10 protein-coding genes and 2 pseudogenes are annotated in these 15164 nt (G+C 70.3%); 4 read left to right on the forward strand and 8 right to left on the reverse strand.

From position 1 onward, the window contains the following. The first annotated feature begins 104 nt into the window (after nt 1-104). Genes AB0H36_RS44305 through AB0H36_RS44315 form a run of 3 tightly spaced genes read left to right on the forward strand, consistent with a single transcriptional unit; the run spans nt 105 to nt 2086 of the window. On the forward strand, nt 105-656 hold the full coding sequence (locus AB0H36_RS44305) for a carboxymuconolactone decarboxylase family protein (RefSeq protein ID WP_360537525.1): 552 nt from the start codon (nt 105-107) through the stop codon (nt 654-656). Then, nucleotides 635-1534, forward strand: a complete 900-nt coding sequence (locus AB0H36_RS44310; protein WP_360537527.1) for an RNA polymerase sigma-70 factor — start codon at nt 635-637, stop codon at nt 1532-1534. The genes AB0H36_RS44305 and AB0H36_RS44310 overlap by 22 nt, the downstream gene beginning before the upstream one ends. 33 nt (nt 1535-1567) lie before the next feature. Then, nucleotides 1568-2086, forward strand: coding sequence for a GNAT family N-acetyltransferase (locus AB0H36_RS44315; protein ID WP_360537529.1), 519 nt, complete (start codon nt 1568-1570; stop codon nt 2084-2086). On the opposite strand, the gene AB0H36_RS44320 is transcribed toward AB0H36_RS44315, so the two are convergent. From AB0H36_RS44320 to AB0H36_RS44330, 3 genes and pseudogenes are all read right to left on the reverse strand, one after another. Further along, nucleotides 2083-2547, reverse strand: coding sequence for an Ig-like domain-containing protein (locus AB0H36_RS44320; RefSeq protein ID WP_360537541.1), 465 nt, complete (start codon nt 2545-2547; stop codon nt 2083-2085). The two genes, AB0H36_RS44315 and AB0H36_RS44320, sit on opposite strands and share 4 nt — an antisense overlap. A gap of 104 nt (nt 2548-2651) precedes the next feature. Next, nucleotides 2652-4184: pseudogene (locus tag AB0H36_RS44325) on the reverse strand (tandem-95 repeat protein); the annotation flags it as partial. Nucleotides 4185-4269: 85 nt separating this feature from the next. Beyond that, nucleotides 4270-5370, reverse strand: a pseudogene (locus AB0H36_RS44330) (Ig-like domain-containing protein); the annotation flags it as partial. On the opposite strand from AB0H36_RS44330, the gene AB0H36_RS44335 reads away from it, so the two are divergent. Continuing rightward, entirely contained in the window at nt 5261-6124 is an 864-nt protein-coding gene (locus tag AB0H36_RS44335) for a hypothetical protein (RefSeq protein ID WP_360537543.1), read from the forward strand. The pseudogene AB0H36_RS44330 and the gene AB0H36_RS44335 overlap by 110 nt on opposite strands. Nucleotides 6125-6447: 323 nt before the next feature. Here AB0H36_RS44335 and AB0H36_RS44340 read toward each other — a convergent pair whose 3' ends face one another. The 5 genes from AB0H36_RS44340 to pheS all read right to left on the reverse strand — a co-directional run bounded on the left by AB0H36_RS44340 (nt 6448) and on the right by pheS (nt 14971). Beyond that, nucleotides 6448-8655: a hypothetical protein gene (locus AB0H36_RS44340; RefSeq protein ID WP_360537531.1), complete on the reverse strand. Its 2208-nt coding sequence runs from the start codon at nt 8653-8655 to the stop codon at nt 6448-6450. Next, on the reverse strand, nt 8652-9623 hold the full coding sequence (locus AB0H36_RS44345) for a glycosyltransferase family 2 protein (RefSeq protein WP_360537533.1): 972 nt from the start codon (nt 9621-9623) through the stop codon (nt 8652-8654). The genes AB0H36_RS44340 and AB0H36_RS44345 overlap by 4 nt, the downstream gene beginning before the upstream one ends. A gap of 71 nt (nt 9624-9694) precedes the next feature. Beyond that, nucleotides 9695-11242 (reverse strand): gamma-glutamyltransferase, encoded by a 1548-nt coding sequence (locus AB0H36_RS44350; RefSeq protein ID WP_360537535.1) that lies wholly within the window; start codon nt 11240-11242, stop codon nt 9695-9697. A gap of 4 nt (nt 11243-11246) precedes the next feature. Beyond that, nucleotides 11247-13862: a phenylalanine--tRNA ligase subunit beta gene (pheT, locus tag AB0H36_RS44355; RefSeq protein ID WP_360537537.1), complete on the reverse strand. Its 2616-nt coding sequence runs from the start codon at nt 13860-13862 to the stop codon at nt 11247-11249. After that, entirely contained in the window at nt 13862-14971 is a 1110-nt protein-coding gene (gene pheS, locus AB0H36_RS44360; protein ID WP_360537539.1) for a phenylalanine--tRNA ligase subunit alpha, read from the reverse strand. The genes pheT and pheS overlap by 1 nt, the downstream gene beginning before the upstream one ends. Nucleotides 14972-15164 lie beyond the last annotated feature (193 nt).

Genomic DNA, 15164 nt, shown 5'->3' on the forward strand with positions numbered 1-15164 from the left:
TTACCCACTCTGCCCGGGAAGAACCGCGTGTGAGCCAGGTCATGTCACAGGCTTCCGGGTGGGGCGTGTCCGCAAGAGGGACGGCGAACCTGAAGGAGGCTGTGATGGCTCGGATCGAACTGCAGCACCGGCGGACCTGGTTTGTCCGACTGGCGGAGTGGGGCAGCCGGCGCAAGTTCGGGAAGGTGCTGGACCCGGGGCAGGCGGCGATGCACAACAAGCGGGTGCTGGTGTCGATGATGCTGATGGAAGGGTCGGCCACCCGCTGGACCAAGCTCGACCCGACCCTCAAGGCGCTCGCGGTGATGGTGGCCTCGGCGCAGATCGGCTGCAGCTGGTGCATGGACTTCGGCTACTGGGAGTTCCACCACCAGGGTGTCGACCCGCGGAAGCTGCGCGATGTGCCAGGGTGGCGGGACAGTGCCGCCTACACGGATCTGGAGCGCGCGGTGATGGACTACACCGAGGCGATGACGGCGACCCCGCCGACCGTCACCGACGAGCACTTCGAGCGGCTGCGCCAGGACCTGACCGACGAGCAGTTGGTCGAGCTCACCGCCTGGGTGTCGCTGGAGAACTTCCGCTCCCGGACGAACGCCGCGCTGGGCCTGACCAGCCAGGGCTTCAAGGAGCTGTGCGAGCTGAGGCCGGCGTGACCGAGGAGGAGCTGGCGCGGGAGTTCGACGAACACCGGGCGGTGCTGGTCGGGGCGGCGTACCGGGTGGTCGGCAGTGTCACCGACGCCGAGGACGTCGTGCAGGAGACGTGGCTGCGGTGGACGGGCGTCGACCACGACGAGGTGCGGGACACCCGCGCGTACCTGATCCGGATCACCACGCGGCTGGCGCTCAACCGGTTGCGCCAGCAGAAGGCGCGCCGGGAGGAGTACGTCGGTCCGTGGCTGCCGGAGCCGATCAACTCCGACGACGACCCGGCCGTGGCCGTGGAGTTGGCGGACTCGGTCAGCATGGCGATGCTCGTCGTACTCGAGACCTTGTCGCCGCTGGAGCGGGCGACCTTTGTACTGCGTGAGGTGTTCGACCTCCCGTACGACGAGATCGCGGACACGCTCGGGCGGTCGGAGGCCGCCGTACGGCAGTTGGCGCACCGGGCCCGCGGGCACGTGCACGCGCGGCAGCCGCGGCACCAGGTGGACAAAGAACGGCACAACGAGCTGACCATGCGGTTCATGGCGGCCGCCGGGTCGGGCGACTTCGACCAGGTGGTGTCGCTGCTGGCGCCGGACGCGGTCCTGATCAGCGACGGCGGCGGCAAGAAGAAGGCGGCGCTGCGCCCGATCCATGGCCCGGACAAGATCGCCCGCTGGATGTTCGCGGTGATCGCGGAGAACCCGGACTTCCAGATCCGGATCGCCCCACTGAACGGCGAGCTCGCCTTCATCGCGTACTACGACGACGAGCCCGACACGGTCGCCTTCCTGGAAAGCACCGACGACCACATCACCGGCCTCTACCTGATCCGCAACCCCGACAAACTCACCACCATCCCGACCCTCCACGAACTCGACTCGTAGACTATCTGCAACTCAGTCGCAGGTGGAGGTGTTGTGAAGTACCTGATGGTGGAGGCGGATGCGGTTCTGGATGCGGGGTTGCGGGCGGATCTGCTGGATACGTGGGTGGCGGCGACGGATGCGGGTGGGGCGGTGGGGTTCACGGCGCCGGCTCCGGTGGGGCTGGTGGCTGAGACGCTGGACGCGGCGCTGGGGCGGGTCGCGGACGGGGTGGATGTGCTCGGGGTGCTGCACAGCGGTGACCGGTACGTCGGGATGGGCCTGCTCGTGAGCCGGGGCAGTGCGTTGCAGGCACACTGGCGGACCGTGCTGAGGGTGATGGTCCACCCGGAGCACCAGGGCGGCGGCGCGGGCCGGATGCTGATGGAGGGGTTGCGCGGTACGGCGGTCGACCTCGGGCTCGAGCAGTTGCAGCTCACGATCCGCGACGGCCTGGGGTTGGAGAAGTTCTACGAGCCGCTCAGCTACCGGGTCGTCGGCCGCCACCCGCGCGCGGTCCGCGTCGCACCAGGTGAGTATCGCGACGAGATCATGCTGGTGCAGGACCTCTAGCGGGAGCGTCGGGAGAGTACGGCGAGCGTCGTACCCAGTGCCGTCAGGAGCGCGCCGAGGGTCAGCAGCATCGGCGGTGGGCCGCCCGTCGCCGGGATCACGGCGCGGTTGACGGATCGGACGCCCGCGGCCGCCGGGGCGCCGACGGTGAACTTGACCGGAGCGCTGACGGTGCCGCCGCTGGAGTCGGTCTGCTCGTACGTCGTCTTCGCGTTGCCGGTGAACCCGGCCGCCGGAGTCAGGCTGATGGTTCCGTCGTCGGCGACGGTCCACGTGCCCGACTCGTCGGTCGCCCGCTTCACGCAGGTCGCCGGCCCGGTCCGTAGGCAGACCGTGCTCGGGTCGGCCGCACCGCTGTCGTTGAGCAGTGGGTTGACCGCGACCGGACTACCCGGTGTGCCGGTCGCGGTGTCGGTCGTCGCCTTCGCGAGGATCGGTGCGGCGACGGTGACCTCGAGCAGGGCGGCGCTGGAGGTGCCGTTCGCGTCGGTGACCCGGTAGGCGACGCTCGCGTCGTACCGATGAAGTCCTTGGCCGGGGTGAAGGTGACCGTGCCGTCCGCGCCGGCCACGAAACCACCCTCGTCCGGAACGGTCACCGCCTTCTTGTCCTTCCCGTCCGCCGGATCCCGCACGGCCGCCACCGGCACGATCGGCTGGACCGTCACCGCGACCGTCGAAGCGGCCGTGTTCCGGCTGGTGTCCGTCACCCGGTAGGCGATCGAGACGACGCCCTTGTACGTCGGAACCGGGTCGAACGTGATCTGCCCGGTCACCTCGTTCACCAGGAACGCGCCTTGACCCGGGATCGTCGCCTTCCGCCCCCAACTCTTCGTCGTCACGCCGTACACCTCGACCGAGGTCTTCTCGAGCTGCGCGTTGGTGCCGGGCTCGTCGTTGGCCAGCGGGTCGGCCGTCACGGTGACGTTCTGCTTGGTCGTGATCGCGTCGAGCGCCGCCTGCGGTCCCTTGCCGACGGTCAGGAACAGCAGCCCTTCCGCATGCGTCCCGTTGTCGTCGGTAATCCGGTACGTCGCCGGCGTCGTCACACCCTGGTAGTCCTTGACCGGCGTGAACGTGATCGACCCGTCGCCGGCCGCGGCGTACGTGCCCTCACCCGCTTGGGTGACCGTCTTGCCGTAGCCGCCGCTCGGGTTCTTCAGCACCAGGCTGGACCGGACCAGCGGCGCGGACGGGTCGCCGGCCTTGTCGTTGGCCAGCACATTGACCGTGATCGGCTGGTTGTACGGCGTGATCGCCGAGTCGTCCACGGTGACCGGCCAGACCGGCGTGACCGTCATCGTCAACGTCGACGCGGCGATGTTCTGGTCCGTGTCGGCGATGCGGTAGTTGATCGCCAGCGCCCGACCGCGGAACGCCGGCAGCGGATCGAAGACGACCGCTCCGCTCGGCTGAACCGTGTACGTCCCCTGGCCCGCGACGGTCACCTTCTTCACGTAGCCCGTCGTCCGGGCCGCCGGGTCGAGCAGGCCGACCGACGACGGGTCGAGCTTGGCGTCGGTGCCCGGGCTGTCGTTGGCCAGCAGGTTCACGGTGACCGCGACGTCCTGCAGCGTGGAGGCGGTGTCGGCGACCGCGGTCGGCGGCAGCCCGACGGTGATCCACAGCTTGGCCGTCGTCAACGTGCCGTTGCTGTCGGCCACTTGGTAGATCAGTTGCGTACCCGGGCCGCGGAACGTCGCTCCCGGATCGAAGGTCACCACTCCCCCGGCCGCGGTGTAGGCACCCTCGTTCGGGATGCTGACCGTTGCTTTCAGCACCCCATCGGCCGGATCGGTGAGCAGCACGCTGCCCGGCACCAGCGGCGCCGACTTGTCCCCCGCCTTGTCGTTCGCCAGCACCTTGACCGCGACGGTCTTCTCGTACGGCGTCGTCGCGGTGTCGTCGACCGCCACAGGCGTGATCGGCGTGATCGTGACCGTGATGGTCGACCGGGTGGCCTGGTCGAACCAGTCCGACACCCGGTAGGTCAACGGCGCCGCCGTACCGGTGAAGCCTGGCAGTGGGTCGAAGATGACCGTGCCCTCGGGGTTGACCTGGTAGCTGCCCTGGCCCGGGATCTTGACCAGCTTCTTCATCGATCCGTCGGCCGGGTCGATCCGACACGGTGAGATCGGCCCGCGCGGGCGTGCCGTTCTTGTCCAGAACCTGATACGTCAGCGGCGTACCCACACCCTGGAACCCGTGCACGGGCTGGAAGGTCACCTTGCCGACGGCGACCAGGTACGACCCCTGCCGCGCGACGGTCACCTTGTCGACGAGCTTCTGGCTGACCGGGTCGACCAGTCGCAGGCTCGCCGGATCCAGCGGCGCGTCCGGCGATCCGGGCAGGTCGTTGTCCAGCACGGGTACGACGACGTCGGTGTCGAAGGCGGTGGAGACCGAGTCGCCGTTCGCGATCGGCGTGACCGTGACGGTCAGCGTGGACTCGGCGGTCTGCTTGGTGGTGTCGGTGACCCGGTAGCCGAGCTGGGTGCCGACGCCGGTGAAGCGCGGCAGCGGCACGAAGTCCACGCCGCCGCTCGGGTTCACGACGTACTGGCCTTCGTTCGCGATGACGACCTTCTTCTTGAAGGCGGCGTCGGCCGGGTCGCGGAGCACGACCGACCCCAGGACCAGCGTCACGCCCGGGGCGGCGCGGTCGTTGCCGAGCGGGCGGAGCGTGAGGCTGACGTTCTGCGGGGTGGTTGCGGTGTCCGGGGTGGCGACCGGGCGGGCCGGGAGCGCGACGGTCAGGGTGAGCTTCGCGGTGGCCGTGGTGCCCTTGCTGTCGGCCACGCGGTAGGCGACCGCCTTGGCCGGGCCGAAGAACCCGGGCACCGGCTCGATGTCGACCTTGCCGTCCGGCTTGGCGACGTACTTGGCCTGGCCGACGACGTTGACCATCTGCACGCACTTGCCGTCGTCGACGAGACACAGCGAGCCGGGCTTGAGCGGCGTACCCGGTTCACCGGGCTTGTCGTTGCCGAGCACGTTGACCGTGATCCCGGCGTTGAAAGGGGTGGTCGCGGTGTCGTCGAGCAGGATCGGCGGAGGCGGCGGCGCGATCAGGATCGGGTGATCCTCGACCTCACCGGCGTCGGCGGCGCCGGTCGGCTTGTCGACCTGGGCGTTGTTGTAGCCGACGCGGACCCGGGCGTACGACGCTCCGGCGGTGGGGCGGGCGTACTTGGCCCAGTTGAGGGTGACCGCGCTCTGGCCCGAGGCGAACGTGGTGCAGGCGTGCTCGGCCGGCTCGAAGGCGCCGTCGCGGTCGAGGTCGATCCAGGCGCAGGCGCGGCCAGCCTTGGAGGCGCCGGTCAGGGCGAGCTCGGCGGAGTACGACGTGGAGTTCGTGCGCAGCGGCTTGAAGGTGACGCCGTCGTCGGCCTGGTCGAGTGTCGCCGGGCCGGTGGTGGCGTTGGCGACGGTCGCGTTGTCCTCGGTCGCGTCCTTGCCGAGTCGTACGTCGCTGAGGACGGACCACGCCGATCCGTACGACGCCGGCGCGTCGCCGAAGTCTTCGCCGGTGGAGGCGAGGACCGAGAAGGCGTCGCCGGACGACGAGGCGTTGAAGGCGGGGAGCTTCGGGTGCTTGGTGAAGAACGCGGTGACGTCGAAGGTGAGCTTGGTGGCGACGCCGTTCACCCGGACCGAGCCGCAGGCGGCCGTCGCGGAGGCGTCGGGGCCGGTGACCGTCTTGGTGTTGATGCAGTTCGGCCCGGCGTCGTGGTTGGTGGCGGTGATCGTGTCGCTGGTGACGGTGAGGTTGTTGCCCACGCCGACCTTGCTGAGGCTGAGGCCGGCGGTGGTGAGCTTCAGGATCGAGTGGAGCTCGGACTGGGCGGTGGGCTTGCCGCTGACCGTCTGGGTGACCGCGCCGCCGAGGCCGGCGAGGTGGAGGACCGGGTTGCGCACCGGCTGGCTGAACGTGATCGTCACGGTGCCGCGGTCGCCGCAGCCGCCGGTGGACGCGCAGGTGCCGGTATTCACGATGAGGTCCTGGGCTGGCGTCGTACGCGCAATCGGCGGCGCGTAGGTCGTCGGCCCAGTCCCTCGCAGTCCCGCGGTAGTCGCATCAAGCAACTCGGTCTGCCCGGACACGGTGATCGTCTGCTTGAGCCCGGACCCAGGCATGACCGCAGTAGCCGACTCCCCTTGAACGAAAGGCACCGAAGGCACCTGGTAGGCCGCGCCCTGGATCGTGGTGAGCGAGAGGAGTCCGGAGGCCAGCACAATAGCCAGCCCCGGTCGCGTTGCCCGCATGTTGCCGCCCTCCCGAGCAGTGCGTCGTACGCGGCCGCGGGGCGGGCGGGCCGGCGTAGAGGTAACGGTCTACGCCGACTCGATGTTACGGGGTAATCACTCTCCGAGGTCGTAGATCCGGACCTTGCCGACGCTGTGTCGCAGCACCGCGAGCCGGTCGAGGGCCGGTGACACGGCTCCGTCGCGGGCGTCGGCGTACAGCCAGCGCACGTCGTACTCCTCGCGCAGCCGACGCAGCACGTCCGGGGTCGGCGCCGCGAGCGCCTGGTTGGTCAGCGCGACCCGCTCCGGCCACGGCGACGGCTGCTCGGTGTACCGCCGCCCGCCGACGCCCTGCTCGGCCATCGCCTGGTTCGTGTACGCCCACCCCTCGATCAACGTCCGGCGCCCCGCGAGCCCACTGACCAGATACCCGCGCGCGTCACACCCGGGCGTCTGCTTCCCGGCCGGCCGGCACCACGTGTTCGCGGCCACCACATCCGTCGGCGCCGAGTGCTTCCCCAGCCACAGCGCCGCCGACTCCTCGTCCGGATACACCCACCACCGCGGCGAAGTGAACGTCTGCGCCCGCTCGGTGTCCCCATGGACGGCGTTCTGCGCAAACGACTTGATCGGCACGATCGCCAAGAGCGTCAGTACGACGACCAGCGCGCCACCGCGTCGTCGTACGAAGAGGGCCAGCACGACAGTCAGCACGAGTACGGCGACCAGCGGCCGGGCGACCGCCCACAGTCCGTCCGGCTTGGCGTCGGCCAGCAACAGCACCCCGGTGTAGATCGCGGCGAGCACCACCGCAGTCGCTGCACTGCCGAGCAACGCGACCCGGCGGGACCGCGCCGGATACGCCCGAGCCAGCACCGCAGCCAGCCAACCGGAAGCGGCCAGGCTGAACGGGATCGCGGTGTGGATGAAGTACGACTCGCTCACCGACGGATGGTCGATCAGCAGGTAGCCGGCCCAGCCGGCGACCAACCCACCGACCAGGAACCACGCCAGCGGCTCGCGCCGGAGCCTGCCGAGCACCCCGAACCCGACCACCGCCGTCGCCTGATTGATCAGCAACATGCACAAGAGGACCAGCGTCCCGAGCACCGCGCCGTGCGCCAACGCCGGCACGAACAGCCCACCCTCCCCCGCCGGCGTCCGGTCCCCGGTCGCCGCAACGTAGTCCCCACTCGACTTCAGTACGGCGAGGAACTGCAGCCCCGATCCACTCGTGCTCCCCGCCACCGTCAGCATCGTCCCGACCCCGGTCGCCACCAGCAGTAGCCCGGCTACGACCACCCGCCCAGGCAGCCGCCGCGACTGGACCAGCATGACGACAGCGGCCAGCCCCACGGCCCCGACAAGGATCGGCAGCACGGTCGGCTTCGACCCGCCGCCCAGCACCGCCACCGCGAAGGCGACCACCCACAGCCCGCCGCGCGCGTCGCGGAACAGCAGCTCGATCAGGAACACCGCCGTCGCAACGCATGCGACCATGCCGAACGTCTGCGACGGGCTGAGGAAGCTGAGTGGCGCCGACAGGTTCACGCTGGTGTCGAAGAACAGGTACAGCTGCGGCGCGGCCAGTGCGACAGCCGCGAGCACTCCGGTCCACCAGGTGCGGCTGACCGTCCGCGCCAACGTCGCACACACCAGCAAGGCGACCACCAGCCACGGCAGCAGCCACAGCCGGAACAGAACGATGGCCGGCGTCAGCCGCGTGATGTCCGCCGCCGCAGCCATGTCGGCGTTGGTGAACCAGTGGTACTCCAGTCGCTCCCCCGCCACCTGCGGCAGCTCCGGCGGCACCGCGCGCATCAGCTCGTTCACCATCGACAGGTGGTAGAGCAGGTCCTGGTAGTACGACGAACCCGCCGGCGGCAACTGGTGAAACGCCATCACGCCCAGCGTGGCCGCGGCCAGTACGACGGTCGCTGCGACCGCGAGGCCCCAGGTCCACAGGACCGGTAACGGCGCCGGCTGCGTGATGCGCCAGTGCTGGCGCAGCCGCCGTACAGAGGCGAAGGCGACGAGCACGAGCGCGGGCCAGACGATCAGCCAGCGTTGCCAGCCGAGCGCGGTGAACACGGCCCAGCCGATCAGCTGCCAGGTCGCGCCGACGACTGAGCCGAGGCCCAGGTCTTCCGCCCAGTTGCCCGCACTACGCCAGGCAGCGCGCAGCAGGAGCGTGCCAGGCAGGGCGATCGCCAGTACGAAGTAGGCGCCGTACTTGACGATGGGTCCGGGCGGTACGTCGATCGCGACGAGCCCGAGGACCGCTGCCAGGGTCGGCAGCAGCCACGGGAGCAGCCGCTTCATCTCTGGTGCAAGGGTTCCGGATGCCCCTGGTCTTCGAGGCTGTCGTAGCCGACGAGGAACTGCGGACGCCGCTGGCTCGACTGGAACAACCGCGCGACGTACTCACCCAACAGGCCCAGACACAGCAACTGGATCGCGCCGATCACACTCACCGCAAGCACGGTCGAGGTCCAGCCCGGGATACTGCGACCGGTCAACTTGATGATCAACGCACCGACCACAAACAGCCCAGACATCGCGCCACCGAGCAACCCCAGCCAGGTCGCCAACCGCAGCGGCGCCGCCGAGAACGCGGTCACACTGTCGAAGGCCAGCCGCAGCATCTTCGACAGGTTGTACTTCGTCGTCCCGGCCGCCCGCTCCGCCCGCACGTACCTCACCTCGGCGCTCGGGAACCCCAGCCACGGGATCACCAGCCGGAACACCCGGCCGTCCTCGGGCAGCGCGTTGACGGCATCGACGACACGCCGCGAGACGAGCCGGAAGTCGGCCGCGTCGAACGGGATGTCCTTGCCCACCAACCGGCACATCAGCCGGTAGTAGAGCCGGGCACTGGTTCGCTTCGGCCACGAATCGCTCGACCGGTCCGCGCGGACGCCGTACACGACATCGACGTCCTCGTCCCGGGCCACCTTGAGGAAATCCGCGATCACCTCCGGCGGATCCTGCAGATCGGCATCAATCGTCACCACGTACCGGCCCCGCGCCCGCCGGAACCCCGCCGACTGGGCCGCCTGGTGACCGCTGTTCCGCAGCAGCCGCACGACCCGCAACTGCGGCCAGTCCTCGGCGGCCTCGAGCAGCAACGCCGCGGTCTTGTCCCGGCTGCCGTCGTCGACCACCAGCAGTTCGTAGCTGATGCCGAGGCCGTCCAGTAGCGGATGCATCCGGTCGAAGAAGATCGGCAGCACCTCCTCCTCGTCGTACATGGGTACGACGACGGAGAGCTCGGGGTCCGTGTCCCGCATGCTGCAGACCTTCCAGTTCAGGTTGTCGAAGGGTTGACCTTACTAACGACGGAGTCGGGTTGCCGGCACGGTCAGAGTGGCGGGGAGATCGCGACAGCTCCGGTACGGCGGGGGTCGCCGACCGCGAGGAGGCCGTCGGACGGATCCCAGTAGGCGGCCGCGACGCCGCCGAAGTACATGGAGTGCGGCGGCATCGGGCGGGTCGGCAGCCCGGTCGCGCCGGACACCGGCAGCTCGTCCTCGTAGTCGACCACCACGTCCTGCCGGACCCGGACGTGCAGCCGCGGGTGCTCGACCGCCTCCGCGAGCGGCAGCCCGCCGTGCGTGTAGAGCGCGTAGACCTGCGCCAGCGCGGTCGGGATCCGGTCCGAACCGGGCGAGCTGATCGCGAGCACAGCGCCGTCGCTGTCCCGGCGGGCGACGCTCGGCGCCATGTTCGACGTGAGCCGCGTGCCCGGCGCCAGGCTGTGCGGTCCGCCGTGCAGCAGCTCCTGCTCGCCGAGCGCGTTGTTCAACCAGATCCCGGTGCCGGGAGTCAGCACGCCTGAGCCGTAGCCGGACGACACAGTGATCGCACACGCGTCACCCTGGTCGTCGACGACCGAGACAGTCGCCGTACTAGGTGAGCTCAGCGCGCGCAGGTCACCGGACGCGGCGAGGTCGAGCAGCTTCTGCCCCTCCAGCTGCCGCCGGTCCTCCGCGTCCAGCTCTGCCAGACGCGCTCCGAGTACGGCGTGCTGCACGTCGATCAGCCGCTCCAGCTCGGACTGCGACCAGCTGCCGTCCGCCGGTACGCCGTCCAGCAGCGCGAGCATCGCGGCCACGGCGACTCCCCCGACCGCAGGCGGCGGGTTGGTCGCGAGACGCCACCCGTTCTGCCGGACGGTCAGGGCCGGGCGTACGACGGCCTCGTACGCGGCGAGGTCTTCGGCAGTGAGGATGCCGTCGTTCTCGGCCATGTCGCGGATCAGCAGCTGGGCGAGCTCGCCGGTGTACATCGTCTCGGCGCCGTCGCGGGCGATCAGCTCGAGCGCCTCGGCCAGCTCGGGGATGACGACCGTACTGCCGGCCTTGATCACCGCGCCGTCGTCCTCGTGCACGACCCGGTGGCTCGGCTGGTGCCAGCCGAAGATGATCTCGTGGGTGTACCCGAGGTAGTAGCCCGAGGTCCGGCTGAGCGCGAAGCCGTTCCGGGCCACGTCGATCGCGGGCTGGACGACCTCGTGCCACGGCGCCTTGCCGGACCGCCGGTGCGCGAGGTCGAGCGCCTTCATCCCACCGGGTGTCGCGACGGAGCCGTGGCCGACGGTGGTCGTCGTACCGCCGCCGTAGTCGGTCGTGACGTCCCAGACGCCGCGGCCGAAGCTCTCGGTCGACAGGCCGCGGCCGGGCATCTCCACCCAGCCGTCGATGGTGACCGCCTCGCCGCCCGCGACCTGCAGGGTGACGAAGCCGCCCGAGGCCGGCGAGACGACGCCGATCTCGTTCACCATCGTCACCAGGGTGGCCGCGATCGCCGCGTCCACCGCGTTCCCACCCTCGGCGGCAACCCGGACGCCGGCCTCCGCGGCCGCCGTGTTCGGCGCCGCAACCGCCACCCGCGGGTGCCCGCCGGTCATGGTCTCAGCCGACCCGCTGGACGGCGCCGAAGCGATCGACGGCGACCTGGACCGCGGCCTGCCGGACGTCCGCCACCTCGTTCTCCTTCAAGGTGCGGTCCGGCGCCCGGAAGCGCAGCGCGAACGCGAGCGACTTCTTGCCCTCGCCGATCTGCTCCCCGGTGTACAGGTCGAAGAGCCGGATCGACTCCAGCAGCTCCCCCGCACCCTCGACCAGCGCCGCCTCGACCTCGGCCGCAGCCACCTCGGCCGGGACGATCAGCGCGACGTCCTCCTTGGCCACCGGGTACGACGAGAACGGCGCGGCCGTGATCGACGACGGAGCCGCCGCGATCAGCGCATCCAGGTCGAGCTCCACCGCACCGGACCGCGCCGGCAGCCCGAACGCCTGGCACACCTTCGGGTGCAGCTCACCGGCGTGGCCGACCACCTTGCCGTCGACCGTGAACTCCGCGCACCGACCCGGGTGCCACGGCGCCAGCTCGGTGTTGCGCAGGACCGGCTCGACGCCGACCGCGTTCGCCACACTCCGCCCGATCTGCACGGCGTCCGACCATGCGACCGGCTGACCCTTGCCCCACCAACCGGTCGCCGTCCGCGCTCCGGTCAGCACCACACCGACGTGCAGCGGCTGGTCCGGCAGGGCGTCGTCCAGGGACTGGATCTCGGTGTCGCTCGGGCGCTGCGCGACGGACGGCAGCGGCGCGGGCTTCGACTCGGCCTTCGGCAGGAAGACCAGACCGGTCTGGAAGATCGCCAGGTCGGTGTTCCCGCGGCCGACGTTGCGCTCGGCGGTCCGCAGCAGCGTCGCCAGCAGCGTGGTCTGCATCGACGGCTCTTCGTCGGACAACGGGTTCACGAGCTTGACCGTCGTACGGCGTGCGTCGTCGGCAGGCAGCCCCATCGCGTCGAAGTCGGCCTCCCCGGTGAACGGGTAGGACACGACCTCGGTCAGCCCGGCGCCGACCAGCGCAGTCGCGACCCGGCGGCGGCGTCGCTGCGAGACCGTCAGGCCCTGGCCGCCCGGCGCGGGCGGCAGGATCGACGGGACGTTGTCGTACCCGAACAGGCGGATGACCTCTTCGGCGAAGTCGTTGGGGTCCCGCAGATCCGGCCGCCACGACGGCGGCGTCACGGTCAGCAGGTCGTCCCCGGCCAAGGCCGCGACACCGTGCGCCGCGTGCTCGCCGCCGAGGACCGCGTCGGTGCCGGTCGCGTCTGGATGGGACTCGACGACGAGGGCCGGCGCGTGCACGCCCGCGGCCAGCGGGGCCGGCTTCGCGCCCGGCGCAGCCGGCACGACCTTGCAACCGACGGACTCCAGGTGGCGAACGGTCTCCGCGATGGTGATCGCGGCACCCGCGACCCGGGCCGCATGGTCGGCCCGGAAGGTAACCGGCTCCGGCAGCGCGTGGGTGTCGACGACGGTCTCGTCGGCCTCGATCGTGCCGCCGGCCAGCTCGGCCAGCAGCTCGGCCACGCGCTGAGCCGCGTACCGCGGAAGCAGCGGGTCGACCTCGCGCTCGAACCGCCGCGACGCCTCGGACGACAGCTTGTGCCGCCGCGACGCCCGGGCGATCACGATCGGGTGGAAGTGTGCGGCCTCGATCACCACGTCGGTGGTCGAGTCGGAGATCTCGGTGGTCGCGCCGCCCATCACCCCGGCGATGCCGATCGGACCGGAGTCGTCGGTGATCAGCAGGTCCTCGGCGTCCAGCTCGCGGCTCTGGTCGTCCAGCGTCATCAGCTTCTCGCCGGCGTTGGCGCGCCGTACGACGATCTCACCGGACAGCCGAGCCTTGTCGTAGCCGTGGATCGGCTGGCCGAGCTCGAGCATCACGTAGTTGGTGATGTCGACGCCGATCGAGATCGGCCGCATCCCGGTCGCGAGCAGCCGCTTCTGCAGCCAGCGCGGCGACAGCGCCTTCGGGTCGATCCCCGTCACCGTGCGGGTGACGAAAACACTGCAGGCTTCGGCGTCGTCCACGCGGACCGGGTAGCCGCCCCGCTCCGACCCGGTCAGCGTGAGCTCGGCCGGGTCCTTGAGCGAAACGCCGTACGCCGTCGCCGCCTCGCGCGCGACACCACGGATGGACAGGCAGTAGCCCCGGTCCGGCGTGACCGCGATGTCCAGTACGTCGTCCTGCAGCGCCAGCAGCTCGATCGCGTCGTCACCCGGCTGGGCCTCACCCGGCTCGAGTACGACGATGCCGTGCGTACCGTCGTCGCCCAGGCCGAGCTCCGAGCTGGAGCAGATCATGCCGTTGGAGACGTGGCCGTAGGTCTTCCGCGCGGAGATCGCGAACCCGCCGGGCAGCACGGCGCCCGGGAGCACGACGACGACCAGGTCGCCGACGGCGAAGTTGTTCGCACCGCAGACGACCCATTGCGGTTCGTCCTTGCCGATGTCGAGCGAGCACCAGCGGATGGTCTTGCCGTTCTTCTGCGGCTCGTCCTCGTACGTCAGCACCTTGCCGACCACCAGCGGGCCGGTCAGGTCCGACTCCTCGACGGTCTCCACCTCGAGGCCGGCCCGGATCAGCTTCTCCGCGACACCGCGACCGGTGACGCCGGCCGGCAGGTCGACGTACTCACGAAGCCATGACAGTGGGACCCGCATCAGATCTCCATCCCGAACTGGCGGCTGAACCGCACGTCACCCTCGACCATGTCGCGCATGTCCTCGACGCCGTTGCGGAACATCAGCGTCCGCTCCAGGCCCATGCCGAAGGCGAAGCCCGAGTACCGGTCGGTGTCGATGCCGCAGGCCTGCAGGACCCGCGGGTTCACCACGCCGCAGCCGCCCCACTCGATCCAGCCCTCGCTGCCGCAGGTGCGGCACGGGCGGTCCGGGTTGCCGACGGACGCGCCGCGGCAGACGAAGCACTTCAGGTCCACCTCGGCCGACGGCTCGGTGAACGGGAAGAAGTTCGGCCGCAGCCGGGCCTCCAGACCCTCGCCGAACATCGAGACGACGAAGTGGTCGAGGGTGCCCTTGAGGTGCGCGAGCGTGATGCCCTCGTCCACGACCAGGCCCTCGACCTGGTAGAAGACCGGCGTGTGGGTCGCGTCGAGCTCGTCGGTGCGGAACACCCGGCCCGGGCAGATCACGTAGATCGGCGGCTTGCGGGTCAGCATCGAGCGCGCCTGCACCGGGGAGGTGTGGGTCCGCAGCACAGCGCCGGACCCGGCCGGCTCGACGAAGAAGGTGTCCTGCATCTGCCGGGCCGGGTGGTCCGGCTGGAAGTTCAGGGCGTCGAAGTTCAGCCACTCGGCCTCGATCTCGGGGCCCTCGGCGACGTCCCAGCCGAGCGCGGTGAACACGTCCGCGATCTGCTCGGAGATCAGCGACAGCGGGTGCCGGGCGCCAAGCTCGGGGGTGTGCCACGGCAGCGTCACGTCGACCTGCTCGGTGGCGAGCATCCGCTCCTCGTGCTCGGCCTCGAGGACGGCGAGCCGGGCCGCGAAGGCCTCGTTGATCGCCTTCCGGGCCGCGCCGATCCGCTGGCCGGCCTCCTTGCGGCCCTGCGGCGGCAGCGCGCCGATCTCGCGGTTGGCCAGCGCGATCGGCGACTTCTCGCCGAGATGCGCGGACTTGGCCTCCTGCAGGGCGGCCAGATCGGCCGCCTCGGCAAACGCCTTCAGCGCCTCGTCCCTGGTCCGCTCCACCTCATCGGCATGCAACGGCGTCACTTCGACCGGGTCGTAATCAGTGTTGGGACCGGACATGGCTCGCTCTCCATCGGAACTTCTGCGACAAGCAGTCTAGAAACCTCCAGCCCCGAACCGTGAATCGGCCGTCCACAGCCCCCACTCCCCCCGCCCGCACCACCCCCTGCTCCCCCGGCCGCCACAACCCCCGAGCTGAGCGGATATCCACCGAAGTGAGGGGTTGCCCACTGAGATTCTCAGTGGGCAACCC

The organism is Kribbella sp. NPDC050820, assembly GCF_040653975.1.
Taxonomy (GTDB): domain Bacteria; phylum Actinomycetota; class Actinomycetes; order Propionibacteriales; family Kribbellaceae; genus Kribbella.

Coding starts and splice junctions, on each gene's coding strand:
- AB0H36_RS44305 (WP_360537525.1), top strand. CDS start 105: ATGGCTCGGATCGAACTGCAGCACCGGCGGACCTGGTTTGTCCGACTG.
- AB0H36_RS44340 (WP_360537531.1), bottom strand. CDS start 8,655: ATGAAGCGGCTGCTCCCGTGGCTGCTGCCGACCCTGGCAGCGGTCCTC.
- pheS (WP_360537539.1), bottom strand. CDS start 14,971: ATGTCCGGTCCCAACACTGATTACGACCCGGTCGAAGTGACGCCGTTG.
- AB0H36_RS44350 (WP_360537535.1), bottom strand. CDS start 11,242: ATGACCGGCGGGCACCCGCGGGTGGCGGTTGCGGCGCCGAACACGGCG.
- AB0H36_RS44345 (WP_360537533.1), bottom strand. CDS start 9,623: ATGCGGGACACGGACCCCGAGCTCTCCGTCGTCGTACCCATGTACGAC.
- pheT (WP_360537537.1), bottom strand. CDS start 13,862: ATGCGGGTCCCACTGTCATGGCTTCGTGAGTACGTCGACCTGCCGGCC.